The organism is Pseudorhizobium xiangyangii (assembly GCF_020531965.1).
Taxonomy (GTDB): domain Bacteria; phylum Pseudomonadota; class Alphaproteobacteria; order Rhizobiales; family Rhizobiaceae; genus Neorhizobium; species Neorhizobium xiangyangii.
Map to the genome: position 1 here is coordinate 106,275 of NZ_JAJAWH010000003.1, position 24,127 is coordinate 130,401.

Consider the following 24,127-nt stretch of genomic DNA (forward strand, 5'->3'; position numbering starts at 1 on the left):
ACGGCATCTGGTCGATGCGCCGATTTCGACCTATTGTCCCATCTAACATTCCAGGGAGATTTTCATGTCGGAAGCCAAGAAGCCAGGCCGCGGCCGTATCTACGCGTCGATTACCGAAACCATCGGCGACACGCCGATCGTGCGTCTCGACAAGCTGGCGAAAGAGAAGGGCGTGAAGGCCAATCTGCTCGCGAAGCTGGAGTTCTTCAATCCTATCGCCTCCGTCAAGGACCGCATCGGAGTGGCGATGATCGAGAGCCTCGAGGCGCAGGGCAAGATCACTCCCGGAAAGACGACGCTGGTGGAGCCGACTTCCGGCAATACCGGCATTGCGCTTGCCTTCGCGGCTGCTGCCAAGGGCTACAAGCTCATCCTCACCATGCCCGAGACGATGTCGATCGAACGCCGCAAGATGCTGGCGCTGCTCGGCGCCGAACTGGTTTTGACCGAAGGTCCGAAGGGCATGAAGGGCGCGATCGCCAAGGCCGAGGAGCTTGCCTCCACATTGCCCGACGCCATTATCCCGCAGCAATTCGAGAACCCGGCCAACCCGGAAATCCATCGCAAGACGACAGCCGAGGAAATCTGGAACGATACTGACGGCAAGGTCGACATCTTCGTCTCCGGGATCGGCACAGGTGGCACGATTACCGGCGCCGGCCAGGTGCTGAAGGGCCGCAAGCCGGACCTCCAGGTCATCGCCGTCGAGCCGACCGACAGCCCTGTCCTGTCCGGCGGCAATCCGGGGCCGCACAAGATCCAGGGCATCGGCGCAGGCTTTGCTCCGAAGATCCTCGACACCAGCATCTATGACGAAGTGGTCACGGTGAGCAACGACGAGGCTTTCGAACTCGCGCGCCTCGTCGCACGTCTGGAAGGCGTGCCGGTCGGTATTTCCTCCGGCGCAGCGCTTGCCGCCGCCATCAAGGTCGGCAGCCGCGAGGAAAATGCCGGCAAGAACATCGTCGTCATCATCCCCTCGTTTGCAGAGCGTTACCTGTCGACGGCGCTCTTTGAAGGTCTCGGCGGCTGAAATCCAGGCAGACCCCGCATCAGACACTCGACATCGAAGGGCGCTGCGGCGCCCTTCCTGCTTTCCGGATGACGTTCCCGGTCAGGCGGCCGCCGACAGTCGCTCACCGGCGATGCGATAGGAGATCGCCTCCGCGAGATGCAGGCGGCCAACTGTCTCGCTGCCATCGAGATCTGCCAGCGTTCGCGCCACCTTGAGGATCCGGTGATATCCGCGGGCCGAGAATCTCAGCTTTTCAGCGGCATCTCTCAACAATTGCAGTCCACCGGGATCCGGTTCGGCAATCTTCTCGATGAGAGATGTCGAGCAGCGTGCATTGGTCAACATGTCCGGTCTGCCCGCCCATGCAAAGCGTTCCCGTTGCCGCTCGCGGGCTACAGCCACCCGTTTGGCGACCTCGGCGCTCGCTTCCGATGGCCGCGGACGGATGAGGTCTGCGGCCGAAACGGCCGGAACGTCGATCCGGATGTCGATGCGGTCCATCAACGGTCCGGATATGCGCCCCTGGTAGTCGGACATGCATTTCGAGCCACGGGCGCACGTATGGCCCGGCTCGCCCGCCATGCCGCAGCGGCAAGGGTTCATCGCCGCTGCGAGCTGGAAAGCGGCAGGATAGCAAACGCGATGGTTGGCCCTTGCGATCACACATTCACCGGTTTCAAGAGGCTGCCGCAGCGCATCCAGCACTTGCGGCGAGAATTCCGGAAATTCGTCGAGGAACAGCACGCCATGATGGGCAAGCGACGCCTCCCCGGGCTTCGCCCGCAATCCGCCACCAACCAGTGCCGCCATGGTCGCCGAATGATGCGGCGTCCGATAGGGCCGACGATCCGAGAGCTTGCCGCCGGACAGCTGCCCGGCGATCGAGTGGATCATCGAAACTTCGAGCAGTTCGGCAGCCGAGAGCGGCGGCAGGATGGACGGCAGGCGTGCCGCCAGCATGGACTTTCCCGAACCTGGCGGCCCGACCATGAGCAAATTGTGTCCGCCGGCTGCCGCCACCTCCAGCGCCCGCTTGGCGCTCTCCTGGCCCTTGATATCGGCCAGATCCGGCAGGTTCGCCGGCAACGCCCGGATGGCCGGCTGTGGTCGCGACAACACCTGGGTTCCCCGGAAATGATTGGCAAGCGCAATCAGGCTGCGCGGGGCAAGGATATCGATGTCAGGCCCGGCCCAGGCGGCTTCCGGGCCGCTGTCTGCCGGGCAGATGAGCCCCTTGCTCATCGCGTTGGCGCCGATCGCCGCGGGCAAGGCGCCGGCCACCGCCGCAAGCGTTCCATCGAGATTCAATTCGCCGATCGCCACATAGTCGGAAAGCGCGTCGGCCGGAATTGCGCCCAGCGCCGCCATCAGCCCGAGCGCGATCGGAAGATCGAAATGGGACCCTTCCTTGGGAAGGTCCGCAGGAGCGAGATTGACGGTGACTTTTTTGGGCGGGAGCGACAGGCCCGATGCATGCAGAGCCGCCTGAACCCGCTCACGACTTTCGGCCACCGCTTTGTCCGGCAGGCCGACAATGTGCATGTTCACCTTGCCGGGACCGACCATGACCTGCACTTCGACAGGAACGCCTTCTATGCCTTGAAATGCAACCGTAGAGACACGCGCCACCATGATACCGCCCCCAGCTTCATGTCCGAGGCGCAAGCGATGTAAGCTTTCTGCGCCAGCGATTGCAATCTGGCATGGAAAACGGAATAAAACAAGAACATCCATCGAACGATTTCGCGCACCCGCTGCATCAGGGTTGCAGCGGGTTGTGAAAGCAGAACAAACAGGAGCTAAGGCCGGAACGATCCGGCTGTCAGGTCACAAAATAAGTCGGACATTGGCCGATTAGATGCGTTTCGCCTCGATGGCATCCCACATGAGAGCGGCAACGTCTGCACCGCCGAATTTCTTTACTTCACGAATACCTGTCGGCGAGGTGACGTTGATCTCGGTCATATAGTCACCGATCACATCGATGCCGACAAAGATAAAGCCGCGTTCCCTGAGCGCCGGCCCGATGCGCGCACAGATTTCGCGCTCCCGTTTCGTCAGCTCGGTAGCCTCGGCACGGCCGCCGACATGCATGTTGGAGCGGCTGTCCGTTTCCGCCGGAACGCGGTTGATGGCGCCAACCGGCTCCCCATCGACGAGCAGGATTCGCTTGTCTCCCTTGCGCACCGCCGGAAGGTAGGCCTGTGCGATATAAGGCTCACCGCGATAGACCTGATCGAACATTTCGAGCAGCGACGTGAAATTGCGGTCGTCGCGGGCGGAATGGAAAACACCGGCGCCACCGTTGCCGTAAAGCGGCTTGAGAATGATGTCGCCCATTTCCTGGCGGAAGCGCGCGATCTCCTCTGCATCACGGCTGATGAGCGTCGCCGGCATCAAGTCCGCGAACTCCGTCACGAAGATCTTTTCAGGCGAATTGCGCACCCAGGCCGGATCGTTGACCACCAGAGTCTTCGGGTGGATGCGCTCCAGGAGATGCGTGGAGGTGATGTAGCCCATGTGGAAGGGCGGATCCTGCCGCAGGTGGATGACATCCATGGTGGAAAGATCGATGCGCTCACGCTCGCCGAGCGTGAAGTGTTCGCCCTTCACATCGCGCACCTGCATCGGCTCGACAGCGGCAAAAATCTTGCCGTCGCGCATGGTCAGGCGATCGGGCGTATAGTGGAAGAGCTCGTATCCGCGGGCCTGCGCCTCAAGCGCCATGGCGAACGTCGAGTCCCCGGTGATGCTGATGCCGGAGACATGGTCCATCTGAAATGCAACCGTACGGATTCTTGCCATTGTCTGCCCCTTCGAAAATGCCCGCCTGATGTAGGACGGCGGCTGGCCAAAGGCAACGGTCTCCCATCGACCGATCTAGGCTACCGCCCCCATGACCTGCCGGCTGCGGACGGGCTCCGAGCCGGGCATGGTCAACCGTTTACCGGTCTCCCTCGAGAAGAAATGCAGGCGCCGGGGTTCCACCGTCAGCTTCATTTCCTCCTGCAAGGCCTCCTCGAGAGGCAGCGCCACCGTCAACGGCTGGTCGCCGACCATGCCGTGTACGAGGCGCTGCGATCCGAGTTCCTCGACATATTCGACCCGCAACAGGAAGCTCTCCTGCGCGGATGTCGCAAGCCGCAAGTCTTCAGCGCGCACGCCCACCGTGACCGGACCCGAAGTCGGCGCGTAACCGGCAAGGTTCAGGATCGACGGGCCGACGGCGAGGCGGTCGCCGTGCAGTTCACCCTCCATCAGGTTCATCGCCGGCGAACCGATGAAGCTCGCGACGAAGGTGGAGGCCGGCTCGTGATAGACCTCCAAAGGTGCGCCGATCTGCTCAATACGACCGCCATCGAGGACGACCAGCCGATCGGCAAGCGTCATCGCCTCCAACTGGTCGTGCGTCACATAGATGGACGTCGTGCCGAGGCGGCGCTGCAACCGCTTGATCTCGCCGCGCATCGAGACGCGCAGCTTGGCATCGAGGTTGGACAGCGGCTCGTCGAACAGGAAGGCAGCCGGCTTGCGAACGATGGCGCGGCCCATGGCCACGCGCTGGCGCTGGCCGCCGGAAAGCGCCCGCGGCTTGCGGTCCAGGTATTGCGCGATCTCCAGCATGCGGGCTGCTTCCGCAACGCGTGCGTCGATCTCAGGCCGTGGCGTGCCCCGGTTCTTCAGGCCGTATTCCAGGTTCTGTCGCACGGTCATATGCGGGTAGAGCGCATAGTTCTGGAACACCATGGCAATGTCGCGGTCGGCCGGCTCCTTGTCGTTCACGACGCCGCCGTCAATCGAGACAGTCCCCTCGCTGATCGTCTCAAGTCCTGCAACCATGCGCAGCAGGGTCGATTTTCCGCAGCCCGACGGGCCGACGAGAACGATGAACTCGCCGTCGGCGATGCTCAGGTTGATGTCGCTGACGGCGCGTACGCCGCCGGAATAGATCTTCCCGACATTTTCGACATGGATGGAAGCCATTGTTATTTCTCCGTTTCAACCAGGCCCTTGACGAACAGGCGCTGCATGAAAATGACGACGAGGACGGGGGGAAGCATGGCCATCATCACCGCGGCCATGGCGTAGTGCCACAGCGGCTCGGCATCGGCGCTGGCGGCCAGGCGCTTGATGCCCATGACGATCGTGTAGAAATTGCTGTCCGTGGTGATCAGCAATGGCCAGAGGTACTGAACCCATCCATAGATGAAAAGGATGACGAAGAGCGCGGCGATATTGGTGCGGCTGAGCGGCAGCAGGATGTCCCGGAAGAACTTCAGGGGACCGGCGCCGTCCACGCGTGCGGCTTCCATTATCTCCTCCGGCACGGTCAGAAAGAACTGCCGGAACAGGAAGGTCGCAGTTGCCGAGGCAATGAGCGGCAGCGTCAGGCCGGCGTAGGAATTGAGCATGCCAAGATCGGCAACCACCTTGAAGGTCGGAAGTATCCGCACCTCGACCGGCAGCATCAGCGTGATGAAGATCATCCAGAACGCCAGGACACGGAACGGGAACCTGAAATAGACGATCGCATAGGCCGAGGTGATCGAGATTGCGATCTTGCCGACTGCAATGATCAGGGCCATCCAGAGCGAGTTGAACATCATGACCCAGAGCGGCGGAGCGCCCGCAGACGTCAGGCCCTCGTTCCACATCATCGAGTAGTTCTCGACCATATGGGTGCCCGGCAGAAGTGGCATCACGCCACTGACAAAGGCGCCGGTTCCGTGGGTGGAGGCGATGAAGGCGACATAGACCGGGAACGCGACGATCGCGACACCGGTGATCAGCACCAGATGAGTCAGAAAATCGAGAAGGGGGCGGTTTTCAACCATGTCCGGGCGTCCTCAATACTGCACGCGGCGTTCGACGTAGCGGAACTGCACGACCGTCAACACGATGACGATCAGCATCAGGATGACCGACTGCGCCGACGAGGAACCGAGGTTCAGGCCGACGAACCCGTCCGCGTAAACCTTGTAGACCAGCGTGTTCGTTGCCTGCGCCGGGCCGCCCGACGTCGTGGCATCGATAATGCCGAACGTATCGAACATGGCGTAGTTGATGTTGATGATGAGCAGGAAGAAGGTGGTCGGCGACAGCAGCGGGAAGACGATCGTCCAGAATCGCTTGAACGGGCCGGCGCCATCGATGGCTGCCGCTTCCGTCAGGGAGTTGGGAACAGACTGCAAACCCGCCAGGAAGAACAGGAAATTGTAGGAGATCTGCTTCCACGATGCCGCGAGGATGATCAGCAGCATCGCCTGGTTGCCATCGATCCGGTGGTTCCAGCTGATGCCGAAGCCACGCAGGATATAAGGGATGAAGCCGATGCTGGGGTTGAACATGAACCACCAGAGAATGCCGACCACGACCGGCGCGACCGCATAGGGCCAAACCAGAAGCGTAGTGTAGATCCGTCCGGGACGCATGACGCGGTTGACGCAGACTGCCAGCAGCAGCGACAGCCCCATCGACAGCACGGTGACCGACACCGCAAAGACAGCCGTGTTTCCGAGCGAGTTGAGATAGGCCGCATCCTGAAGGATACGCGTGTAGTTCTCGAACCAGATAAAGGTGGTCTTGAACCCGAAGGGGTCTTCCCGCTCGAAGGAGGACTTGACCGCCTGCAGGGCCGGCCAGATGAAAAACACCAATGTTATGACAAGCTGCGGCGCAAGCAGGAGATAAGGCAGCCGTTTGTTCGAGAATATCGTGCGTTTGGTCTGCATGGGTCCCCAAGCCGGACGCGAGGGCCCGAAAAGTCTGGCAGGCATTTGCAAAGGGAAGCGAGGCCGAGCGTTATGGCTCGGCCTCGCTTCACATCGGCTTACTTGTTGGCTGCTTCGAAATCGCGCAGGATCTGGTTGCCGCCGGCAACCGCATCATCAAGCGCCTTCTGCGCGTCCTTCTGGCCGGCGAGGAGCGCTTCGAACTGCTCGTCCACGACATTGCGAACCTGCGTCAGGTTGCCGAAGCGGACACCCTTGGAGTTGGGCGTCGGAGTGCCGCGGGTGATCTGCTTGATGGCAACGTCGGAACCCGGGTTCTTTTCGTAGTAACCCTGTTCCTGGCCGAGGTCGGATGCCGCATTGGTGATCGGCAGGTACCCGGTGAACTGGTGCCAATCAGCCTGAACTTCAGGCTGCGAGAGGTAGGTGAAGAACTTGGCTATGCCCTTGTAGACTTCGTCGCTGTGACCCGACAGTGCCCAGAGGGTCGCGCCGCCGATGATCGAGTTCTTCGGCTCCGAAATCACGTCTTCGTAGTAGGGCAGCGGAGCGAAGCCGACTTCGAATTCCTTGGCGTTGGCGATAACACCGGCGCGGGAAGCGGACGAGTTCATGTAGATGGCGCATTCGCCGGAGTAGAACTTGGCCGGGGCATCGGCACCGCCAGCGGGACCGCCGTACTGGAAGAGGCCGGCATCGGCCCATTTCTTCAGATTGTCCCAGTGCTTGACCTGAACGTCGCCATTGAACTGGAATTCGGTTTCCAGACCGCCGAAGCCGTTCTCCAGCGTGCCGTACGGCTTGTCGTGGATCGCGGAAACGTTTTCAAGCTGAACCCAGGAAACCCAGCCGGTGGTGAAGCCGCACTTGGCAGCGCCGGAATCCATGATCTTCTTGGAAAAGTCCTCGACTTCGGCCCAGGTCTTCGGAGCCGTCTCGCGGTCCAGGCCAGCCTTCTCGAACACGTCCTTGTTGTAGTACATGATCGGGGTGGAGGAGTTGAACGGCAGCGACAGGATGTTGCCTTCGGTATCCGAGTAGTAGCCGGTGACCGGAGCGAGGAAAGCAGCTGTATCCCACGGCTCGCCGTTTTCCGTCATCAGTTCGTAGACCGGCTTAACGGCGCCCTTGGCGGCCATCATGGTGCCGGTGCCCACTTCGAATACCTGAACGATGGCCGGCTGTTCCTTGGCGCGGAATGCTGCGATTGCGCCCGTCAGCGTCTCTGCATAGGTGCCCTTGTAGGTCGGGACGATCTTGTACTCGCTCTGGCTGTTGTTGAAGGCCTCGGCGATGGATTCCAGCTTCTGGCCAAGCTGGGCATCCATGGCGTGCCACCAGCTGATTTCAGTCGCCGCGAGCGCCGAGGAGGCGGACATAGTTGCCGCGAAGGCGGCAATCGAAAGCGTCTTGAACATTGATCTGATCCCTTACTCCGTTATCGGAACGGGATCGCAATAGGGGGGCAGCATGACGGCCGGGTAACGGTTCCATGACAGAACCATAACAATCCCGGCAATCCACCGATCCGCAGCCCCTAAAGTTCAGAACGCATCCGGAAAATGACGGGGTAACCGTTTCGGCAGGACGGCCACGACGTCATAGCGCTGGGAAAGGCGGGCGGCATCGGCGCGCCTGGAAAGCCAGACATCGCTCGCGGACCGGATGCGTCGCTGCGCCGTGACGCTGACGGCATCCACCGCCTCCCGTTCGCCGACACGCGCCTTGACCTCGACGAAGACCACGAGATCACCCTTGCGGGCGATGAGATCGATCTCGCCTACCTTCGTACGGTAGCGGAGAGCGACGATCCGATACCCTTTCAGCAGCAGAAGAAGCGCCGCAGCATATTCCGCGACGTGGCCACGCCGCTCGGCCTTGCGTCGGCGAAGACGGTGGTCAATCTCCACCCGCCTCCCCCTTCAGCGACAGAAGCCTCTGGTAGAGGTCCTTCTTCGACAGGCCCGTGAGGCGTGCGCCTTCTGCTGCCGCCTTGGACGTCGGCATGGAGGCCGCGAGCTCGCGCAAAAGCACGTCCACCTCGACCGCACCGGGCACATCATCGATATCCGGCGGCGCGACCAGGAGGACGATCTCACCCTTGACGGCCCGATCATCGTAATAGGCCGCAAGTTCGGCCAGCGTTCCGCGGCGGAACTCCTCGTACGTCTTGGTCAGTTCCCGGCAGACGACGGCGCGACGGCTGCCGCCCAGCACGTCCGTTGCCGCAGCAAGGCTGGCCCCTATGCGATGCGGAGATTCGAAGAAGATCAGCGTCGCCGGAATTCTCGACAGCTCCGCCAGCCGGTCGCGGCGTCCCTTGTCCTTCACCGGCAGGAAACCCGCGAAGAGAAACGCGTCGGACGGCATTCCGGAACCCACCAATGCCGCAAGAGGCGCCGACGCGCCCGGGATCGGAACGACCCTATGTCCTGCCTCGATCGCCAGTTGCGCCAGGCGGTAACCGGGGTCAGACACCATCGGCGTCCCTGCATCGGATACCAGCGCCACGGATTTGCCGTTCTCCAGCGCTGCCAGCAGCTTCGGCCCGGCCTCATCGGCGTTGTGCTCATGATAGGAGAAGGGCCGGTTGACGATACCGAAGCGGTCCAGCAGGACACGGGTCACGCGGGTATCCTCGCACGCCAGCACATCTGCTCCAGCGAGGGTCTCCAGTGCCCTCAGGGTGATATCGCCAAGATTACCGATCGGGGTCGCGACAAGATAAAGCGCAGGCTCGACGGGACGGGCCGGGATAGCCGTGTTGGCGATCCGGTAACCGCGCAGGGTGGTTTTGTGTTCGTCGCTCAAAAGGATGCCCGGATGAAAAGAATGCTCATGTCTCCTTATGGGCAAGGCACGGCGCATGAGCAAGCCAAGCAGCCTGATGTTTTTCCCTGTGGATCGATGCGTGGAGTCCGAATTTGGAACCGCAGGCGCCGTTCAGGCTCTTGCATTCTGTGGGAAAACTCTGCCATTTTGCGCGTCCACATCTTCCGGCCTTTCCCGGCTGGCAACTATCGGACGCCGCGTTGACTGGCGTCTCTGGTCGAAAGCGGTAGCGTCCATGCGTATTACTCTTGAGCGGTCCAATCTCCTGAAGTCGCTGAACCACGTCCACCGTGTGGTGGAGCGGCGGAACACAATCCCGATCCTGTCGAACGTCCTGATGCGCGCCTCCGGCGCAAACCTCGAACTGAAGGCGACGGACCTGGATCTGGAGATTACCGAAGCGGTCGCCGCCATGGTCGAGCAGCCTGGCGCCACGACGGTGCCGGCCCATCTCCTCTACGAAATCGTCCGCAAGCTGCCTGACGGTTCCGAAGTGCTGTTGGCCACCAGCCCCGATGGCGGCTCCATGATCGTCCAGTCCGGCCGTTCGAAGTTCTCGCTCCAGTGCCTGCCCGAGGCCGATTTCCCCGATCTCACGGCCGGCAGCTTCACGCACACCTTCAAGCTGAAGGCGACCGATCTGAAGATGCTGATCGACCGCACCCAGTTCGCCATTTCGACGGAAGAGACCCGTTACTATCTCAACGGTATTTTCTTCCACACGATCGAGTCGAACGGCGAGCTGAAGCTTCGCGCCGTGGCGACCGATGGACACCGCCTCGCCCGCGCCGATGTCGATGCGCCTGCGGGCTCGGAAGGAATGCCGGGCATCATCATCCCCCGCAAGACGGTGGGCGAGCTGCAAAAGCTGGTCGATAGCCCGGACATGGTGGTGACCGTCGAGGTTTCCGACGCCAAGATCCGCCTGACGATCGGTTCCGTCATCATGACGTCGAAGCTGATCGACGGGACCTTCCCGGACTATCAGCGCGTTATTCCGACGGGCAACGACAAGGAGATGCGCGTCGATTGCCAGAGCTTCACCCGCGCCGTCGACCGCGTTTCCACCATCTCCTCCGAACGGGGTCGGGCCGTAAAGCTGGCTCTCATCGAAGGGCAGCTGACGCTCACCGTCAACAACCCGGATTCGGGAAGCGCCACCGAGGAGGTCGCTGTCGGCTACGACAACGATCCGATGGAGATCGGCTTTAACGCAAAGTACCTGCTCGACATCACGGCGCAGCTCTCCGGTGAAGACGCCATCTTCATGCTGGCGGACGCGGGGTCGCCAACGCTGGTGCGCGATACCGCCGGAGACGATGCGCTTTACGTGCTGATGCCAATGCGGGTCTGACATGGACAAGTAAGAAAAAAGCGGCAGTCACCTGCCGCTTTTTCTTTGCGGTTTTCTGAATGCGACATTCTGCCTTGTTTTCGCGTCATTCGATGCACATAAGGCTAACTGACGAGGAGACGGACAATGGAATTGCGCTTGAAGGAACGGTTCGGCCGGAAGTTTGACGAGGAGATCCGGTTCTTCAAGGGATGGATAGACGGCCCGAAGAGCGTTGGCGCCATTCTCCCGACCTCATCCGTTACGGCACGCCGCATGGCGAGCGTCATCAATCCCGAGTCGGGCCTGCCGGTCCTCGAGCTGGGCCCCGGCACCGGCATCATCACCAAGGCGATCCTCAAGCGCGGCATTGCTCCTGAGAACCTGGCGTCCATCGAGTACTCGACCGATTTCTACCAGCACCTGAAGCGCACCATGCCGGGCGTACACTTCATCAATGGCGATGCCTTCGACCTCGACCGCACGCTCGGCGACTGGAAAGACAAGAAGTTCGACGCAGTAATCTCGGCTATCCCGATGCTGAGCTTTCCCATGGAACGCCGCATCGCCCTCCTCGAAGACCTGCTGGACCGTATGCCGCCCGGCCGGCCTGTCGTGCAGATCACCTACGGCCCGGTTTCACCCATCGATGCGCGCCCGGATCGCTTCCAGATCAAGCATCTCGACTTCATCGTGAGAAACATCCCACCCGCACAGCTCTGGATCTACAGCCGGGGCTAAGTTTCGATGTTCGGTCTCTACATCACCCACCCGCAGGTAGAGATCGATCCATCCGTTCCAGTGCCGGAGTGGGGATTGTCAGAGCGCGGCCGGTCACGGACCCGTCAGGCGTCGCAATTGCCATGGGCGACGACGCTCCAGCGGATCATTTCCAGCACGGAACGAAAAGCCATCGAGACCGCCGAGATCCTCGCCGAGCTTGCCGGACTGGAGATTGAAGTCGTGGCCGACATGCACGAGAACGATCGCTCGGCAACCGGCTTCCTCCCACCGCCGGAATTCGAGAGCGCAGCAGACTGGTTCTTCGCCCATCCTGACGAGAGCTTCAACGGCTGGGAACGCGCGGTCGACGCGCAGGCTCGAATCGTCTCGGCCGTGACGCGTATCCTGGACGAGCACGACACCAGCGTTCCGATCGCCTTCGTCGGACATGGCGGCGTCGGCACGCTGCTCAAATGCCATTTGACCGGAACGCCGATTTCCCGCGACCGGGATCAACCCGGCGGCGGCGGCAATCTCTTCGCCTTCTCCCTTGCGGACCGGATCGTGGCATGCGACTGGACCGCAATGGAAGAATGGAAGGGATTCGGACATGAACGCACGTGATCGTCTTATCGTAGGCCTCGATATTCCAACGGTGAACGAAGCGCGGTCGATCGTCTCCGCGATCGGTGATGAAGTCTCCTTCTACAAGATCGGCTACCAGCTCGCCTTCGTCGGAGGTCTGGATTTCGCTCGCGAACTGATCGCCGAGGGGAAGAAGGTCTTCCTCGACATGAAGCTCCTCGACATCGACAACACCGTTGCAAAAGGCGTCGAAGGCGCCGCCACGATGGGTGTATCCATGCTAACGCTCCACGCCTACCCGAAAGCCATGCGGGCCGCCGTCGAAGCGGCAAAAGGCTCCGACCTGACGCTTCTCGGCGTGACTGTCCTGACGTCGATGGACGATGTGGACCTTCGGGAAGCCGGTTACGACTGCGATCCGCGCAGCCTTGTCTTCCGCCGCGCCGAACAGGCCGCCGCCGCCGGGATGGGCGGTATCGTATGTTCTGCGGAGGAATCGGCGGCCGTCCGAAAGATCATCGGTTCAGACATGGCAGTCGTCACCCCCGGCATCAGGCCTCAGGGATCGGATGCCGGCGACCAGAAGCGGGTCATGACGCCGGCCGACGCACTCAGCGCAGGATCCAGCCACCTTGTCGTCGGCCGGCCTATCGTCAAGGCGCCCGATCCGAAGGTTGCCGCCCAGAACATTCTCGCCGAAATGGCGAGCGTGCTTTAGTTTCAGATCAGGAGGAGAAGACGATGCCGAAGGGATACTGGATCGCGCGGGTCGATGTTCGCGACCTTGAGCGCTACAAGGATTATGTCGCCACGGCCAAGCCGGCCTTCGAGCGGTTCGGGGCCAACTTCCTCGCACGCGGCGGCAATTTCAACGAGCTTGAAGGCACAGCGCGTGCACGCAACGTGGTCATCGAGTTCCCATCGCTGCAAGCCGCCGTCGACTGCTACAACTCGCCTGAGTACCAGGCTGCGGCAAAAATCCGCCAGGAAGTCGCCGACGCGGAAATGGTTGTTGTCGAAGGCGTCTGACAATCGGGAAATGCGGCATTTCTCCGGCTTCCCGTACCGCAGCATTTGGTCTAAGAGACCCGGGAACCATTACCATAGCAGCTCCCGGAGCATCCCATGACCGTGTCCAATCTTCCGCCCCTCGTCACCGTCTTTGGAGGATCCGGGTTTGTAGGCCGTCACGTGGTGCGGGCACTGGTCAAGCGTGGCTACCGGATCAGGGTCGCTGTACGCCGCCCCGACCTCGCTGGCTTCCTCCTGCCTTCCGGCTATGTCGGCCAGATCTCGCTGGTTCAGGCCAATCTCCGGTATCGCAAGTCGGTCGATCGTGCCGTCGAGGGTGCTTCCTTCGTCGTCAACTGCGTCGGCATCCTGTTTGAGAGCGGCCGCAACTCTTTCGACGCCGTGCAGGATTTCGGCGCACGCGCCGTTGCCGAAGCGACACGGGCTTCTGGCGCCAAGCTGGTGCACATTTCGGCGATCGGCGCAGATCGTGAATCCCAATCCAGCTACGGCCGCAGCAAGGGCCGCGCCGAAGCCGCCCTCCTCTCGACCGTCCCCGACGCCATCATCCTGCGCCCCTCCATCATCTTCGGAGCGGAGGACAGCTTCTTCAACAAGTTCGCGGCGATGGCAAAGATGTTCCCGGCCCTGCCGTTGATCGGCGGCGGCAAGACGAAGTTTCAGCCGGTTTATGTGGAAGATGTCGCGCAGGCAGTGGCCCTCAGCGTCGACGGCAAAGTCCCCGGCGGCAAGATCTACGAACTGGGCGGGCCGGAAGTCCTCACCTTCCGCCAGTGCATGGAACTGGTTCTGCGCGCGACCAACCGTCAGCGGCCTCTCGTCTCGCTGCCCTTCGGTATCGCGTCGATGATCGGCAGCATCGCTTCCCTCATTCCTTTCATCACCCCACCGATCACCAGCGATCAGGTTGCGCTCCTGAAGAAGGACAACGTTGTCTCGGAGGAAGCCATTCGCGAGGGGCGCACTCTCGAAGGCATGGGCATCCGCCCAACTCTTCTTGCATCGGTGGTTTCATCCTACCTGGTGCACTATAGGCCGCAGGGACAATTCACCAATTCCGGCAAGGCCGCCTAAGCATTTTTGTCGGCTGGCGAGACCGGATTTTTGGCCTCACGCCGCTGCCGCTTCGCCTCGTTGTGGTATAAAGGCCTCACCCGCAAAGACTGTGTCGTTAACGGCGCATTCAGCAAAGTCGGCTATTGAAAAATATGCTGCCGGCCAATAAACGGCGGCAGCGAAACCATCGCTTACGGCTATCACGTCTTTTGAAAGGCACTCCTCCATGGGCAAGCCCATCGCACTGTTTTTTGCGTGTGCGGCACTTACCATCCTCGTCGGCTCCTTCATCGCACCGCAGACGGGTGCGGCTGGAAACGACTGCGCTCCTGCCTATGGCGTCGATCCCTGCGCGACCGGTTCGGTCCCGTCGAAGTCTTCCCGCTAAGCAAAATCCACTGTTCTTCAATTTGTACTCTATCGAGTAGGGCCCATGCATTTGGGACCCAAGTGATAGTCATGTATTGAAGTCACCGTTCTTTTCCACAATACTCCTCCTGGGAGAAGGGCAAGAGCCCGCCCATTGGGAGGAGAAATCGATGGAAAAGTCTGACAAGGCAGCGCATACGCGCCGCTCATTCCTGAAAATTGGCGCAACCGCAGGTGGCGTTGCCGCAGGCACGCTAGCCGCTCCAGCCGTGCTAGCACAATCGCCTATCGTCATGAAAATGCAGACCTCGTGGCCCGCATCGGACATCTGGATGGAGTTTGCCCGCCAGTATACCGAGCGAGTCCAGGCCATGTCCGGAGGGCGGCTGACCGTTGACCTTCTCCCGGCAGGATCGGTGGTCGGCGCGTTCCAGGTTCTGGATGCCTGCCATGACGGCGTCATCGACGCAGCGCACTCGGTGCCGGCTTATTGGTACGGCAAGCACAAGGCCGCGTCGCTGTTCGGAACAGGACCGGTTTTCGGCGGCTCGGCGACGACCATGCTGTCATGGTTCTATTCCGGTGGCGGAGCTGAGTTCTATCGCGAACTGCAACAGGACATCCTCAGCCTCAACGTCGTCGGCTTCATGGGCTTCCCGATGTTTGCCCAGCCCTTCGGCTGGTTCAAGGGCGAAGTTGCAACCGTCGATGACATCAACGGCTTCAAATACCGCACCGTCGGCCTTGCAGCCGATCTGATGCAGGCCATGGGAATGTCCGTCGCCCAGTTGCCGGGCGGCGAAATCGTTCCGGCAATGGAGCGCGGCGTTATCGACGCGTTCGAATTCAACAATCCGTCGTCGGACATTCGCTTCGGCGCACAGGACGTGGCGAAGCACTACTACCTTGCGTCCTACCACCAGGCGTCGGAATGCTTCGAGTTCATCTTCAACAGGGACTTCTACGACGACCTCGATCCCGATTTGCAGGCGATCGTACGCTATGCGGTGGAGGCAGCCTCGACCGCCAACACGGCATCGGCAATGGACAACTATTCCGCCGATCTCGTGAAGCTCAGGGACGAGCATAAGGTGAACCTGCACCGTACACCGCAGGAAATCCTCGATGCCCAGATCAAGGCCTGGGACGACCTGATCGTGGAACTCGAGAAGGACGCCTTCATGAAGAAGGTGCTCGACAGCCAGCGAGCCTGGGTTGAGCGCGTCACCTACTTCGAGTTGATGGCCGCTCCGGATTACAAGCTCGCCTACAATCACCACTTCCCGGACAAGCTGAAACTCTGACTATCTCCACTGGCGTGCATTGAACGGCAGGAGCATCCGCTCCTGCCGACTTCCACCCATTACGGAAAGACGTCATTGATGCTGGCATTCATTCGTTTTGCCGACGCCACGTCGGCTTGGTTCGGCAAGGCGTTTGCCTGGCTGATCATCCTCATGACTTTTGGCACAAGCTACGAAGTTTTCGTGCGTTACCTGCTCAACAAGCCCACGCCGTGGGCTCTTGATCTATCCTTCATCATGTACGGCACACTGTTCATGATGGGCGGCGCCTACACACTCTCGCTCGGCGGCCACGTACGCGGCGACTTCCTCTACCGGCTGTGGAGGCCGCGGACGCAGGCGATGCTGGATCTCGTCCTCTACCTGTTTTTCTTCTTTCCCGGCGTTACGGCGCTCATCTTCTCCGGCTGGAAATATGCCTCCCGTTCCTGGGGCTACGGTGAAGTGAGCATTAACAGCCCGGCCGGCATCCCGATCTACCAGTTCAAGACCGTCATGGTCGCAGCAGGCATTCTGCTTTTCATCCAGGGCATAGCCCAGGTGTTCAGGTGCATTCTGTGCATTCGCGACGGGCGCTGGTTCGAAGCTGAAGTGGATGTCGAAGAGACCGAGGCAATCCTTATTCGGGAAAAGCAAGCAGAACTGGCCGGGGGAAAGAAATGACTGATCCGCAAGTGGCCATGTTGATGCTTGGCCTGTTCATCTTCATCATATTTTTGGGCTTTCCCATCGCCTTCACGCTGATGGCCATGGGTATCGGCTTCGGATATTACGCCTATTACGAGCCATCCCGCATGTGGCGGGCATTCAACCGGCTGGACGAAAACGCAGGCGGTTGGGACAGCACCAGTCTCTGGGTCGAAGGCTTCTTCAACAACCGCATATTCGACCTCTTCGTCAACCAGACCTATAGCGTGATGGCGAACGACGTGCTGACGGCAATCCCGCTGTTCCTGTTCATGGGGTACATCGTCGAACGGGCGAACATCGTGGACCGGCTGTTCAGTACGCTGAACGTCGCCTCGAAGAACGTCCCCGGTTCGATGGGCGTTGCAGCACTAATCACCTGCGGCCTGTTCGCGACCGCCACCGGTATCGTCGGTGCCGTGGTGACCCTGATGGGCCTGCTTGCCTTCCCGGCAATGCTGAAAGCGCGCTACAATCACTCTTTCGCCTCCGGGATCATCTGCGCTGGCGGCACGCTCGGCATCCTGATCCCGCCCTCGATCATGCTGATCGTCTATGCGGCGACGTCGGGGGTCTCCATCGTTCGATTGTATGCGGGCGCGCTCATCCCCGGATTCCTGCTGCTCGGCCTCTACCTCGCCTACGTGGTGATCCGGTCTATCCTTCAGCCGAGCGTGGCACCCAAGCCAACGGCAGAGGAGGTGCCGGACGTACCGTTCCTGAAGCTCGCCTTCATGATCATGACGTCGTTCTTCCCGTTGGCCTTTCTGATCCTCGCCGTGCTCGGTTCCATCCTCTTCGGTCTTGCCACGCCGTCGGAAGCGGCCTCGATCGGGGCCCTCGGCGGCTTGGTGCTCGCGGTAGCCTATCGCGCACTCACGTGGGACCGCATCAGGCAAAGCGTCTACCTGACGATCCGTACCTCGGCGATGGTGTGCTGGTTGTTCGTGGGGTCTTATACGTTCGCGTCGGTCTTCGCGTATCTCGGAGGAGAACAGGTGATCTCCAGCTTCGTCCAGGGGCTGGATCTGACACCGCTGCAATTCCTTCTCCTGGCGCAGCTGATCATCTTCCTGCTCGGCTGGCCCCTGGAATGGTCCGAGATAATCGTGATCTTCGTGCCCATCTTCCTGCCTTTGCTGCCGATGTTCGGGATCGATCCGCTGTTCTTCGGGATCCTTGTGGCGCTCAACCTGCAGACTGCGTTCCTGACGCCACCGATGGCGATGTCGGCGTACTACCTGAAAGGGATAGCGCCGCCCTACGTGCAACTGACAGAGATTTTCCGGGGCATGCTGCCCTTCGTGGGCCTGGTGCTTCTGAGCATGGTGCTGGTCTACATGTTCCCGCAGCTGGTCTTCTACCTGCCGGACCAAGTCTACGGCCGCTGACCAGGCCGCGTTGTGGAGACCGCCGCGCAAACTCTCGCGGCGGTCCCGAAATAACTGCAACCCAAAGGAGGAAGTTCGGACATGCAAAACCGGATCCTGGCCTTGCTCGCATTCTTAACGCTGTGCGCGTTCCTCGCCGTGTTCTTCTGGCGCGTGCCGCGTGTCGATTTGGGTATCCTGTTCGCCGTTACCCTGGCAATGACCGCCTATGACTTCCTGTTCCATCATAACAGTGACCGCCACTGATCAGCCTAGAAACAGCAGCCCGATCAGACCGACGCTGCCCACGGCAATCCGCCACCAGGCGAAAAGGGCGTAGCCTCGGTTGGATACGAAATCCAGGAGAGAGCGCACGACCAAGAGTGCCGTGATGAAGGCGGCGATGAAGCCAACTGCAATCACTGCGGCGTCATCGACGCTGATCGCCGCCCGGTTCTTGTAGAGATCGAGCGTGAAGGCACCGAGCATCGTCGGCATGGCAAGAAAGAAGGAGAATTCTGCCGCAGATCGTTTGTCGGTTCCCATCAGCAGCGAGCCGACGATCGTGGCCCCCGATCGTGACGTTCCCGGCACCATGGCAAGGCACTGGAAGAGACCGATCTTGAAAGCGAGCGACGGCGGGTAGTCCATGACGTCCGTGTATTTTGGCTGGAACTTCATGCGATCCACAGCCAGCAGGACGAAGCCCCCGAGAATGAGGACGACGCACATCAGCGCCGGCGTCTCGAAGAGGACCGACTTGATGAAGCCATGGGCGAACACGCCGATGACTGCAGCTGGCAGAAACGCGAGCAGGACAGTTACGACAAAACGCCTGGCCCGGGCACTGTTGGGAATATCACGCGCGATATTCAGCAGCCGGTGGAAATAGACGAGCAGGACCGCCATGATCGCGCCCAACTGGATCAGCACTGCGAACGTATTGCCGGGAGATTTGAAGCCCAGGAATTGCCCGGCCAAGAGCACATGCGCGGTCGAGGACACGGGTATGAACTCCGTCAGTCCCTCGATTAATCCGAGAACGAGGGCACTGACGATCGATTGTTCCGGCATTCTTCATCCTTTGTTTGATGGTTCCACGGCAAGGTTGCCGGAACCGGAGTTGGTTGTTTTCTTGCCTTGCCCCTTACCAAACCCATATAGCTGCGGTATTGCGCAGCTAAGCGCCGCAGCCGCAAATCTTCCTATATCGTATTCGTAAAGCTCACGTATCTATGCCCACGCTCTTTCACCATCCAATGTCGTCGAGTTCGCGATTCGTCCGCCTTATCCTCGCGGAATATGGCTTTCCGGCGGAATTCGTAGAAGAACAGCCATGGGAAAGGCGCCGGGAGTTCCTGGCCCTGAACCCGGCTGGAACGCTGCCTGTCTACGTCGATGACAGCATGCGGGCGCTCTGCGGACCGAATATCCTGATGGAATTCCTCGACGAAACGCACGGCGTCCTCAAGCGCGACCGGCGCCTTCTGGCCGAAGATCCTTTCCAGCGAGCGGAAATCCGGCGACTGACGGATTGGTTCCTGACGAAGATGGAACAGGACGTCACGCGACCGCTGGTCCGCGAGCGCGTCTACAAACTGCAGATGACAGCGGCCCAAGGTGGTGGCGCGCCCGATTCCAAGGCGTTGCGCACGGCGCGCGCCAATATCAAGCAGCATATGAAATACCTCTCCTGGCTCGCCGGCTCGCGGCCATGGCTTGCCGGAGACCGCCTGACCTACGCCGACCTTGCCGCCGCAGCTTCCATCTCCGTGCTGGACTATCTCGGCGAGATCGACTGGACGGAGATACCGGTTGCGAAGGACTGGTATCAACGCCTGAAGTCCCGTCCCTCTTTCCGGCCGCTACTGGCCGAACGGGTCCGGGGCATAACCCCGGTTTCTCACTATGCGGACCTTGATTTCTGACCCTACGGGCCGCGCCGATGCAGATCAACGGCGGCAGGACAAGCTGACCGCCTTCGTCAAGGCGGAAGCGGCAGCGCAGGGGTTCGACCTCTGTCGCATCACTCATGCGGAAAGCATACCGCAGGCACCCGCTCGACTGGAAACCTTCCTCGGCGATGGTCATCACGGCACCATGGGATGGATGGAAGAGACACGGGACCGCCGGTCGGATCCCAAGGTTCTCTGGCCCGAGGTGCGTTCGGTCGTCATGTTCGGCCTCAACTACGGTCCCGAAGAAGACCCTCGGGGACTGCAGGAAAAACCAAGCCACGGCGCCATTTCCGTCTACGCGCGCAACCGCGACTATCATGACATCATCAAGGGCCGCCTCAAGGAGATCGCCACCCGCTTCGCCGCACGCGCCGGCGAGGACGTCAAGGTGTTCGTCGATACCGCTCCTGTCATGGAAAAGCCGTTGGGAGAAGCCGCAGGGCTAGGCTGGCAGGGCAAGCACACCAACCTGGTCAGCCGGACACATGGCTCCTGGATCTTCCTCGGCAGCATGTTCACGACGGCCGATCTGGTCCTGGACGAGCCGGAAGTGGACCATTGCGGTTCCTGTCGGGCTTGCCTGGAGGCTTGCCCGACGAATGCATTCCCCGCCCCCTACAGGCTCGATGCGCGACGATGCATTTCCTACCTGACGATCGAGCACAAGGGTCCTATCGATCCGGAGTTCCGGCCGCTGATCGGCAACCGCATCTACGGCTGTGACGACTGTCTCGCAGCCTGCCCGTGGAACAAGTTCGCCGCCAGCGCCTCCGAGATGAAACTGAAGGCGCGGGACGATCTCAAGGAGCCGTCGCTGGCCTTTCTGCTTTCGCTTGACGATGCGACATTCCGGACCTTTTTCAGCGGCTCGCCGGTGAAGCGCATCGGGCGCAACCGTTTCATCCGCAACGTGTTGCTCGCAGCCGGCAATTCCGCCGATACTGCGCTGATCGAACCCTGCCTGATGCTGGCGCGCGATCCATCTGCGACAGTTCGCGGCATGGTCATCTGGGCGCTGAAGCGGCTGATGTCGCCGGAGGAATTCGTACGCTTCTCCGCGTCGCGTGCGGAAGAGGACGATCCTGAGGTCCTGGACGAGTGGCAGTTGGCGGGAGTTGCATGATGCACATGATCATCTTCGGATGCGGGTATTCCGGCGCCGCCATAGCGCAAGCCGCCATATCTGCCGGGGCAACCGCTGTCGGAACCGCCCGAACCGATGACAAAGCCGGAGCCTTGGAAACGCAGGGCATGCGAGGCATGGTTTTCGACGGCACCATGCTGAGCGAAGCCATGATCGCCGAATTGGCGAAAGCCACGCATCTGGTGCAGTCCATACCCCCGGGAGCCGACGGCGATCCGCTGTTGCAGCTCGTCGGAGGGCAGCTGCGAGAGCTCTGCCCGAAGCTCGCATGGATCGGCTATCTCTCCACGGTCGGCGTCTACGGAGACCAGGGGGGCGGCTGGGTGGATGAGGACACGCCCTGCCATCCCAAGCTCGGCCGATCGCAGGAACGGGTCGATGCGGAGACTGCCTGGTTGGCCGAAGGCAAGGCGGCGGGCTTGCCAGTGGCCGTGCTGCGCCTGGCCGGCATCTACGGGCCCGGTCGAAACGCCTTCGTCAATCTGGCCAAGGGCAGCGCCCGCCGGATCGTCAAGAAAGATCAGGTCTTCAATCGCATCCGGGTCGAGGACATCGCGGGAGCAACCCTGTTTCTTGCCGAAGCGACACAGGGTGGTGTCTTCAACATCACGGATGATGAACCCGCCCCGCCTCAGGATGTCATTTCCCGAGCCGCCAGTCTCATGGGCGTCGAGCCGCCTCCCGAACAGGCTTTCGAGACGGCCGACATGACGCCGATGGCGCGCTCTTTCTACAGCTCCAACAAGAAGGTCTCCAACCGCCGCATCGGCGAGCTGGGCTATCGGTTCCGCTTCCCGGAATATCGCAAGTCGCTCGAAGAATTATGGTCGACGGGGCGCTGGAAGGGCTGAGTTTCTGACGCTTCCAGCGAATGGAAAATTCATCCAAACGCCAGAATGAAGATGAAAATGCTTTTGCTGTGCGGCAAAATCTGGGCGAGAACGGTCAAAAAATCCTACTTTTGGCGCACTGCAACAAAAAAAATTTTCGCATTTTCGTGATCGCGTGAACTCCGCCTGAATCTTGAAATCTGATTCCGCGTTTGACCCTGATTCTAATCGGATTTTTGCGACGTCCCGCCTAAATGCCTGATAATACATAGCACCGTATATGATCACGAATATTACAGTCTGTAACATTCCGTGAACTGAGCCGCACACTTTTTCGCCAAATTTGGCCCCGCTTAAACTTTCTTGCACGCCAAGTGCAGGGATCAACTCGACGGGGACGACGACATTGACAACAATTCGACGCTCGACTTTCGCCGCGGCGGCCATTGCAATGTTCGCAATTCTTGGGCCCGCGCAGGCTAACGCTGCGCCCGGGTGCGGACACGCTTCCTGGTATGCGCTGACTTCGAAGACAGCTTCCGGGGAACGCATGAACCCGGCCAACCTGACTGCAGCCCACCGCTCGCTGCCCTTCGGCACCAAACTGAAGGTGACGAACAAGCGCAACGGCAAGAGCGTGATCGTTCGCATCAACGACCGCGGACCTTTCATCAAGGGCCGGGTCATCGACGTATCCAAGGCGGCAGCCCAGAACATCGGCATGGTGCGTTCCGGCACCGCCCAGGTCTGTTACCAGGTCATCAGCTAACTCCGGCGAGGCTTGCCCTTCGGTACGATGAGGGCTAGGACCCGTTACATACGGGTTCAACCGAGACGGAGAATGACATGCGACTGGGCGGACGGCTTGCTGGAGCGATTGATGTTCTGGCCGATATCGATGCACGAAGACGCCCTGTTGCCGACGCCCTGAAGGATTGGGGCCTGGCCCATCGCTTTGCGGGCTCCGGCGATCGCGCCGCCATCGGCAACATCGTCTACGACGCCTTGCGCATGCGCCTCTCGCACGCCTGGCTCATGGACGACGAGAGCCCCAGTGCCCTTGCCTATGCGGTCCTCATCCGACAATGGGGGCTTTCCTCGGAGGCCCTTTCTGCCGAGTTCGCGGATGACCGCTTCGCTCCACCGCCTCCTACCGAAGCGAACTTCTCGGCCCTTGCCTCCCGCAATCTTGAGGACGCGCCCCTTCATGTGCAGGGCGATATCCCCGATTGGGTCCAGCCATCCTTCGAAGCATGCTTCGGTGAGAACTGGCTGACAGAGGCCAAGGCGCTGGCGGAACGTCCGACCCTCGATCTCCGCGCCAACACGCTGAAGGCGTCACGGGAGAAGGTCGTCAAGGCGCTCGACCGCTCCGGCGCGGTGCCGTCGCAGATTGCGCGTAACGGCATTCGCATCGCGGCCGGAGAAGGAGCGTCGCGGCTTCCAAACGTCACTGCCGAGCTTTCGTTCCAGAAAGGTTGGTTCGAAGTTCAGGACGAAGGCTCCCAGATCGTTGCGGATCTCGCCCATCCGGGAGAACATGACCAGGTTCTCGACTACTGCGCCGGCGGCGGCGGCAAGACTCTCGCCATGGCGGCAGCGATGAACAACAAGGGTCAGGTCCACGCCTACGACGCGGACCGCAAGCGCCTCGCCCCGATCATAGAGCGACTGCGCCGGGCAGGCACACGCAATGTGCAGGTTCATGACGATGCCCGCCAACTCGAGGTTTTGAAGGGCAAGCTGGACTGCGTGCTCGTCGATGCCCCGTGCACCGGAACAGGAACCTGGCGGCGGCGACCGGATACCAAATGGCGCCTGACGCAAAAGAACCTGGATGAACGGATCGCCCAGCAGCAGGCGGCACTTTCCGAGGCAGCCCCCTTCGTAAAGGCCGGCGGCAATCTCGTTTACGTGACCTGTTCCATACTGCCGGAGGAGAACGACCGGCAGATCGAGCGCTTCTGTTCCGAAAACCCGGAATTTTCGCCGGAGCCGGTATTGGAGACATGGACCGAGCTCTTCGGAGCAACCGCACCGAAGCCGCATAGCCCCAACGAGAAGACGCTGACGCTGACCCCCGCCAGCACAGGAACCGACGGTTTCTTTTTCTGCCGCATGCGCCGGGCAAACTGATCTGGCTTGACAGTCGTCAAG

At 60.9% G+C, this 24,127-nt stretch carries 26 protein-coding genes; 17 read left to right on the forward strand and 9 right to left on the reverse strand.

All coding sequences use genetic code 11. The features are described from left to right. Window positions 1–64: 64 nt before the first annotated feature. Window positions 65–1,033, forward strand: coding sequence for a cysteine synthase A (gene cysK, locus LH464_RS03300; protein ID WP_226784946.1), 969 nt, complete (start codon window positions 65–67; stop codon window positions 1,031–1,033). A gap of 81 nt (window positions 1,034–1,114) precedes the next feature. Here cysK and LH464_RS03305 read toward each other — a convergent pair whose 3' ends face one another. The 8 genes from LH464_RS03305 to rsmI form a co-directional block, all read right to left on the reverse strand. Further along, entirely contained in the window at window positions 1,115–2,647 is a 1,533-nt protein-coding gene (locus tag LH464_RS03305; RefSeq protein ID WP_226784947.1) for a YifB family Mg chelatase-like AAA ATPase, read from the reverse strand. Window positions 2,648–2,869: 222 nt separating this feature from the next. Continuing rightward, window positions 2,870–3,820, reverse strand: coding sequence for a glutathione synthase (gene gshB, locus LH464_RS03310; RefSeq protein ID WP_226784948.1), 951 nt, complete (start codon window positions 3,818–3,820; stop codon window positions 2,870–2,872). Between the two features lie 75 nt (window positions 3,821–3,895). Next, window positions 3,896–4,999 carry a sn-glycerol-3-phosphate ABC transporter ATP-binding protein UgpC gene (gene ugpC, locus LH464_RS03315; protein WP_226784949.1) on the reverse strand — a complete coding sequence of 368 codons (1,104 nt, stop codon included), beginning with the start codon at window positions 4,997–4,999 and terminating at the stop codon, window positions 3,896–3,898. A gap of 2 nt (window positions 5,000–5,001) precedes the next feature. Next, the gene (gene ugpE / locus LH464_RS03320) at window positions 5,002–5,850 is read right to left on the reverse strand and encodes a sn-glycerol-3-phosphate ABC transporter permease UgpE (RefSeq protein WP_226784950.1); all 849 of its coding nucleotides are present in this window, start codon (window positions 5,848–5,850) and stop codon (window positions 5,002–5,004) included. 12 nt (window positions 5,851–5,862) lie between these two features. Then, on the reverse strand, window positions 5,863–6,747 hold the full coding sequence (gene ugpA, locus LH464_RS03325) for a sn-glycerol-3-phosphate ABC transporter permease UgpA (RefSeq protein ID WP_226784951.1): 885 nt from the start codon (window positions 6,745–6,747) through the stop codon (window positions 5,863–5,865). Between the two features lie 98 nt (window positions 6,748–6,845). Then, window positions 6,846–8,165, reverse strand: coding sequence for a sn-glycerol-3-phosphate ABC transporter substrate-binding protein UgpB (gene ugpB / locus LH464_RS03330; RefSeq protein ID WP_226784952.1), 1,320 nt, complete (start codon window positions 8,163–8,165; stop codon window positions 6,846–6,848). Window positions 8,166–8,291: 126 nt separating this feature from the next. Beyond that, on the reverse strand, window positions 8,292–8,657 hold the full coding sequence (locus tag LH464_RS03335; RefSeq protein WP_226784953.1) for a YraN family protein: 366 nt from the start codon (window positions 8,655–8,657) through the stop codon (window positions 8,292–8,294). Further along, window positions 8,647–9,558 (reverse strand): 16S rRNA (cytidine(1402)-2'-O)-methyltransferase, encoded by a 912-nt coding sequence (gene rsmI / locus LH464_RS03340; RefSeq protein ID WP_226784954.1) that lies wholly within the window; start codon window positions 9,556–9,558, stop codon window positions 8,647–8,649. The genes LH464_RS03335 and rsmI overlap by 11 nt, the downstream gene beginning before the upstream one ends. 256 nt (window positions 9,559–9,814) lie before the next feature. On the opposite strand from rsmI, the gene dnaN reads away from it, so the two are divergent. From dnaN to LH464_RS03395, 11 genes are all read left to right on the forward strand, one after another. Beyond that, window positions 9,815–10,933 (forward strand): DNA polymerase III subunit beta, encoded by a 1,119-nt coding sequence (gene dnaN / locus LH464_RS03345; protein WP_226784955.1) that lies wholly within the window; start codon window positions 9,815–9,817, stop codon window positions 10,931–10,933. A 126-nt stretch (window positions 10,934–11,059) separates the two neighbouring features. Beyond that, window positions 11,060–11,653: a phospholipid N-methyltransferase PmtA gene (pmtA, locus tag LH464_RS03350; protein WP_226784956.1), complete on the forward strand. Its 594-nt coding sequence runs from the start codon at window positions 11,060–11,062 to the stop codon at window positions 11,651–11,653. 6 nt (window positions 11,654–11,659) lie between these two features. Continuing rightward, a complete protein-coding gene (locus LH464_RS03355) occupies window positions 11,660–12,259 on the forward strand; it encodes a histidine phosphatase family protein (protein WP_226784957.1) in 600 nt (199 codons plus the stop codon). Further along, window positions 12,246–12,938, forward strand: a complete 693-nt coding sequence (gene pyrF, locus LH464_RS03360; protein WP_226784958.1) for an orotidine-5'-phosphate decarboxylase — start codon at window positions 12,246–12,248, stop codon at window positions 12,936–12,938. Before LH464_RS03355 ends, pyrF begins: the two co-directional genes overlap by 14 nt. Window positions 12,939–12,961: 23 nt before the next feature. Then, window positions 12,962–13,249 (forward strand): DUF1330 domain-containing protein, encoded by a 288-nt coding sequence (locus tag LH464_RS03365; RefSeq protein WP_226784959.1) that lies wholly within the window; start codon window positions 12,962–12,964, stop codon window positions 13,247–13,249. A gap of 96 nt (window positions 13,250–13,345) precedes the next feature. Beyond that, window positions 13,346–14,326: a complex I NDUFA9 subunit family protein gene (locus LH464_RS03370; protein WP_226784960.1), complete on the forward strand. Its 981-nt coding sequence runs from the start codon at window positions 13,346–13,348 to the stop codon at window positions 14,324–14,326. A gap of 208 nt (window positions 14,327–14,534) precedes the next feature. Continuing rightward, window positions 14,535–14,696 (forward strand): hypothetical protein, encoded by a 162-nt coding sequence (locus tag LH464_RS03375; protein WP_226784961.1) that lies wholly within the window; start codon window positions 14,535–14,537, stop codon window positions 14,694–14,696. A 151-nt stretch (window positions 14,697–14,847) separates the two neighbouring features. After that, window positions 14,848–15,981, forward strand: coding sequence for a TRAP transporter substrate-binding protein (locus tag LH464_RS03380; RefSeq protein ID WP_226784962.1), 1,134 nt, complete (start codon window positions 14,848–14,850; stop codon window positions 15,979–15,981). A 78-nt stretch (window positions 15,982–16,059) separates the two neighbouring features. Continuing rightward, window positions 16,060–16,644: a TRAP transporter small permease subunit gene (locus tag LH464_RS03385; RefSeq protein WP_226784963.1), complete on the forward strand. Its 585-nt coding sequence runs from the start codon at window positions 16,060–16,062 to the stop codon at window positions 16,642–16,644. Further along, window positions 16,641–18,059, forward strand: coding sequence for a TRAP transporter large permease (locus tag LH464_RS03390; protein WP_226784964.1), 1,419 nt, complete (start codon window positions 16,641–16,643; stop codon window positions 18,057–18,059). The genes LH464_RS03385 and LH464_RS03390 overlap by 4 nt, the downstream gene beginning before the upstream one ends. 81 nt (window positions 18,060–18,140) lie before the next feature. Beyond that, window positions 18,141–18,305, forward strand: coding sequence for a hypothetical protein (locus tag LH464_RS03395; RefSeq protein WP_226784965.1), 165 nt, complete (start codon window positions 18,141–18,143; stop codon window positions 18,303–18,305). Here LH464_RS03395 and LH464_RS03400 read toward each other — a convergent pair whose 3' ends face one another. Then, entirely contained in the window at window positions 18,306–19,112 is an 807-nt protein-coding gene (locus LH464_RS03400; RefSeq protein WP_226784966.1) for an undecaprenyl-diphosphate phosphatase, read from the reverse strand. Window positions 19,113–19,273: 161 nt separating this feature from the next. On the opposite strand from LH464_RS03400, the gene LH464_RS03405 reads away from it, so the two are divergent. From LH464_RS03405 to LH464_RS03425, 5 genes are all read left to right on the forward strand, one after another. Next, the gene (locus LH464_RS03405; RefSeq protein ID WP_226784967.1) at window positions 19,274–19,966 is read left to right on the forward strand and encodes a glutathione S-transferase family protein; all 693 of its coding nucleotides are present in this window, start codon (window positions 19,274–19,276) and stop codon (window positions 19,964–19,966) included. Continuing rightward, on the forward strand, window positions 19,947–21,119 hold the full coding sequence (gene queG, locus LH464_RS03410; protein ID WP_226784968.1) for a tRNA epoxyqueuosine(34) reductase QueG: 1,173 nt from the start codon (window positions 19,947–19,949) through the stop codon (window positions 21,117–21,119). The genes LH464_RS03405 and queG overlap by 20 nt, the downstream gene beginning before the upstream one ends. Further along, a complete protein-coding gene (locus LH464_RS03415; RefSeq protein WP_226784969.1) occupies window positions 21,119–21,991 on the forward strand; it encodes an SDR family oxidoreductase in 873 nt (290 codons plus the stop codon). Before queG ends, LH464_RS03415 begins: the two co-directional genes overlap by 1 nt. Before the next feature lie 385 nt (window positions 21,992–22,376). Continuing rightward, the gene (locus tag LH464_RS03420; protein ID WP_226784970.1) at window positions 22,377–22,739 is read left to right on the forward strand and encodes a septal ring lytic transglycosylase RlpA family protein; all 363 of its coding nucleotides are present in this window, start codon (window positions 22,377–22,379) and stop codon (window positions 22,737–22,739) included. Window positions 22,740–22,816: 77 nt separating this feature from the next. Continuing rightward, window positions 22,817–24,106: an RsmB/NOP family class I SAM-dependent RNA methyltransferase gene (locus LH464_RS03425; RefSeq protein ID WP_226784971.1), complete on the forward strand. Its 1,290-nt coding sequence runs from the start codon at window positions 22,817–22,819 to the stop codon at window positions 24,104–24,106. The last annotated feature ends 21 nt before the right edge of the window (window positions 24,107–24,127 follow it).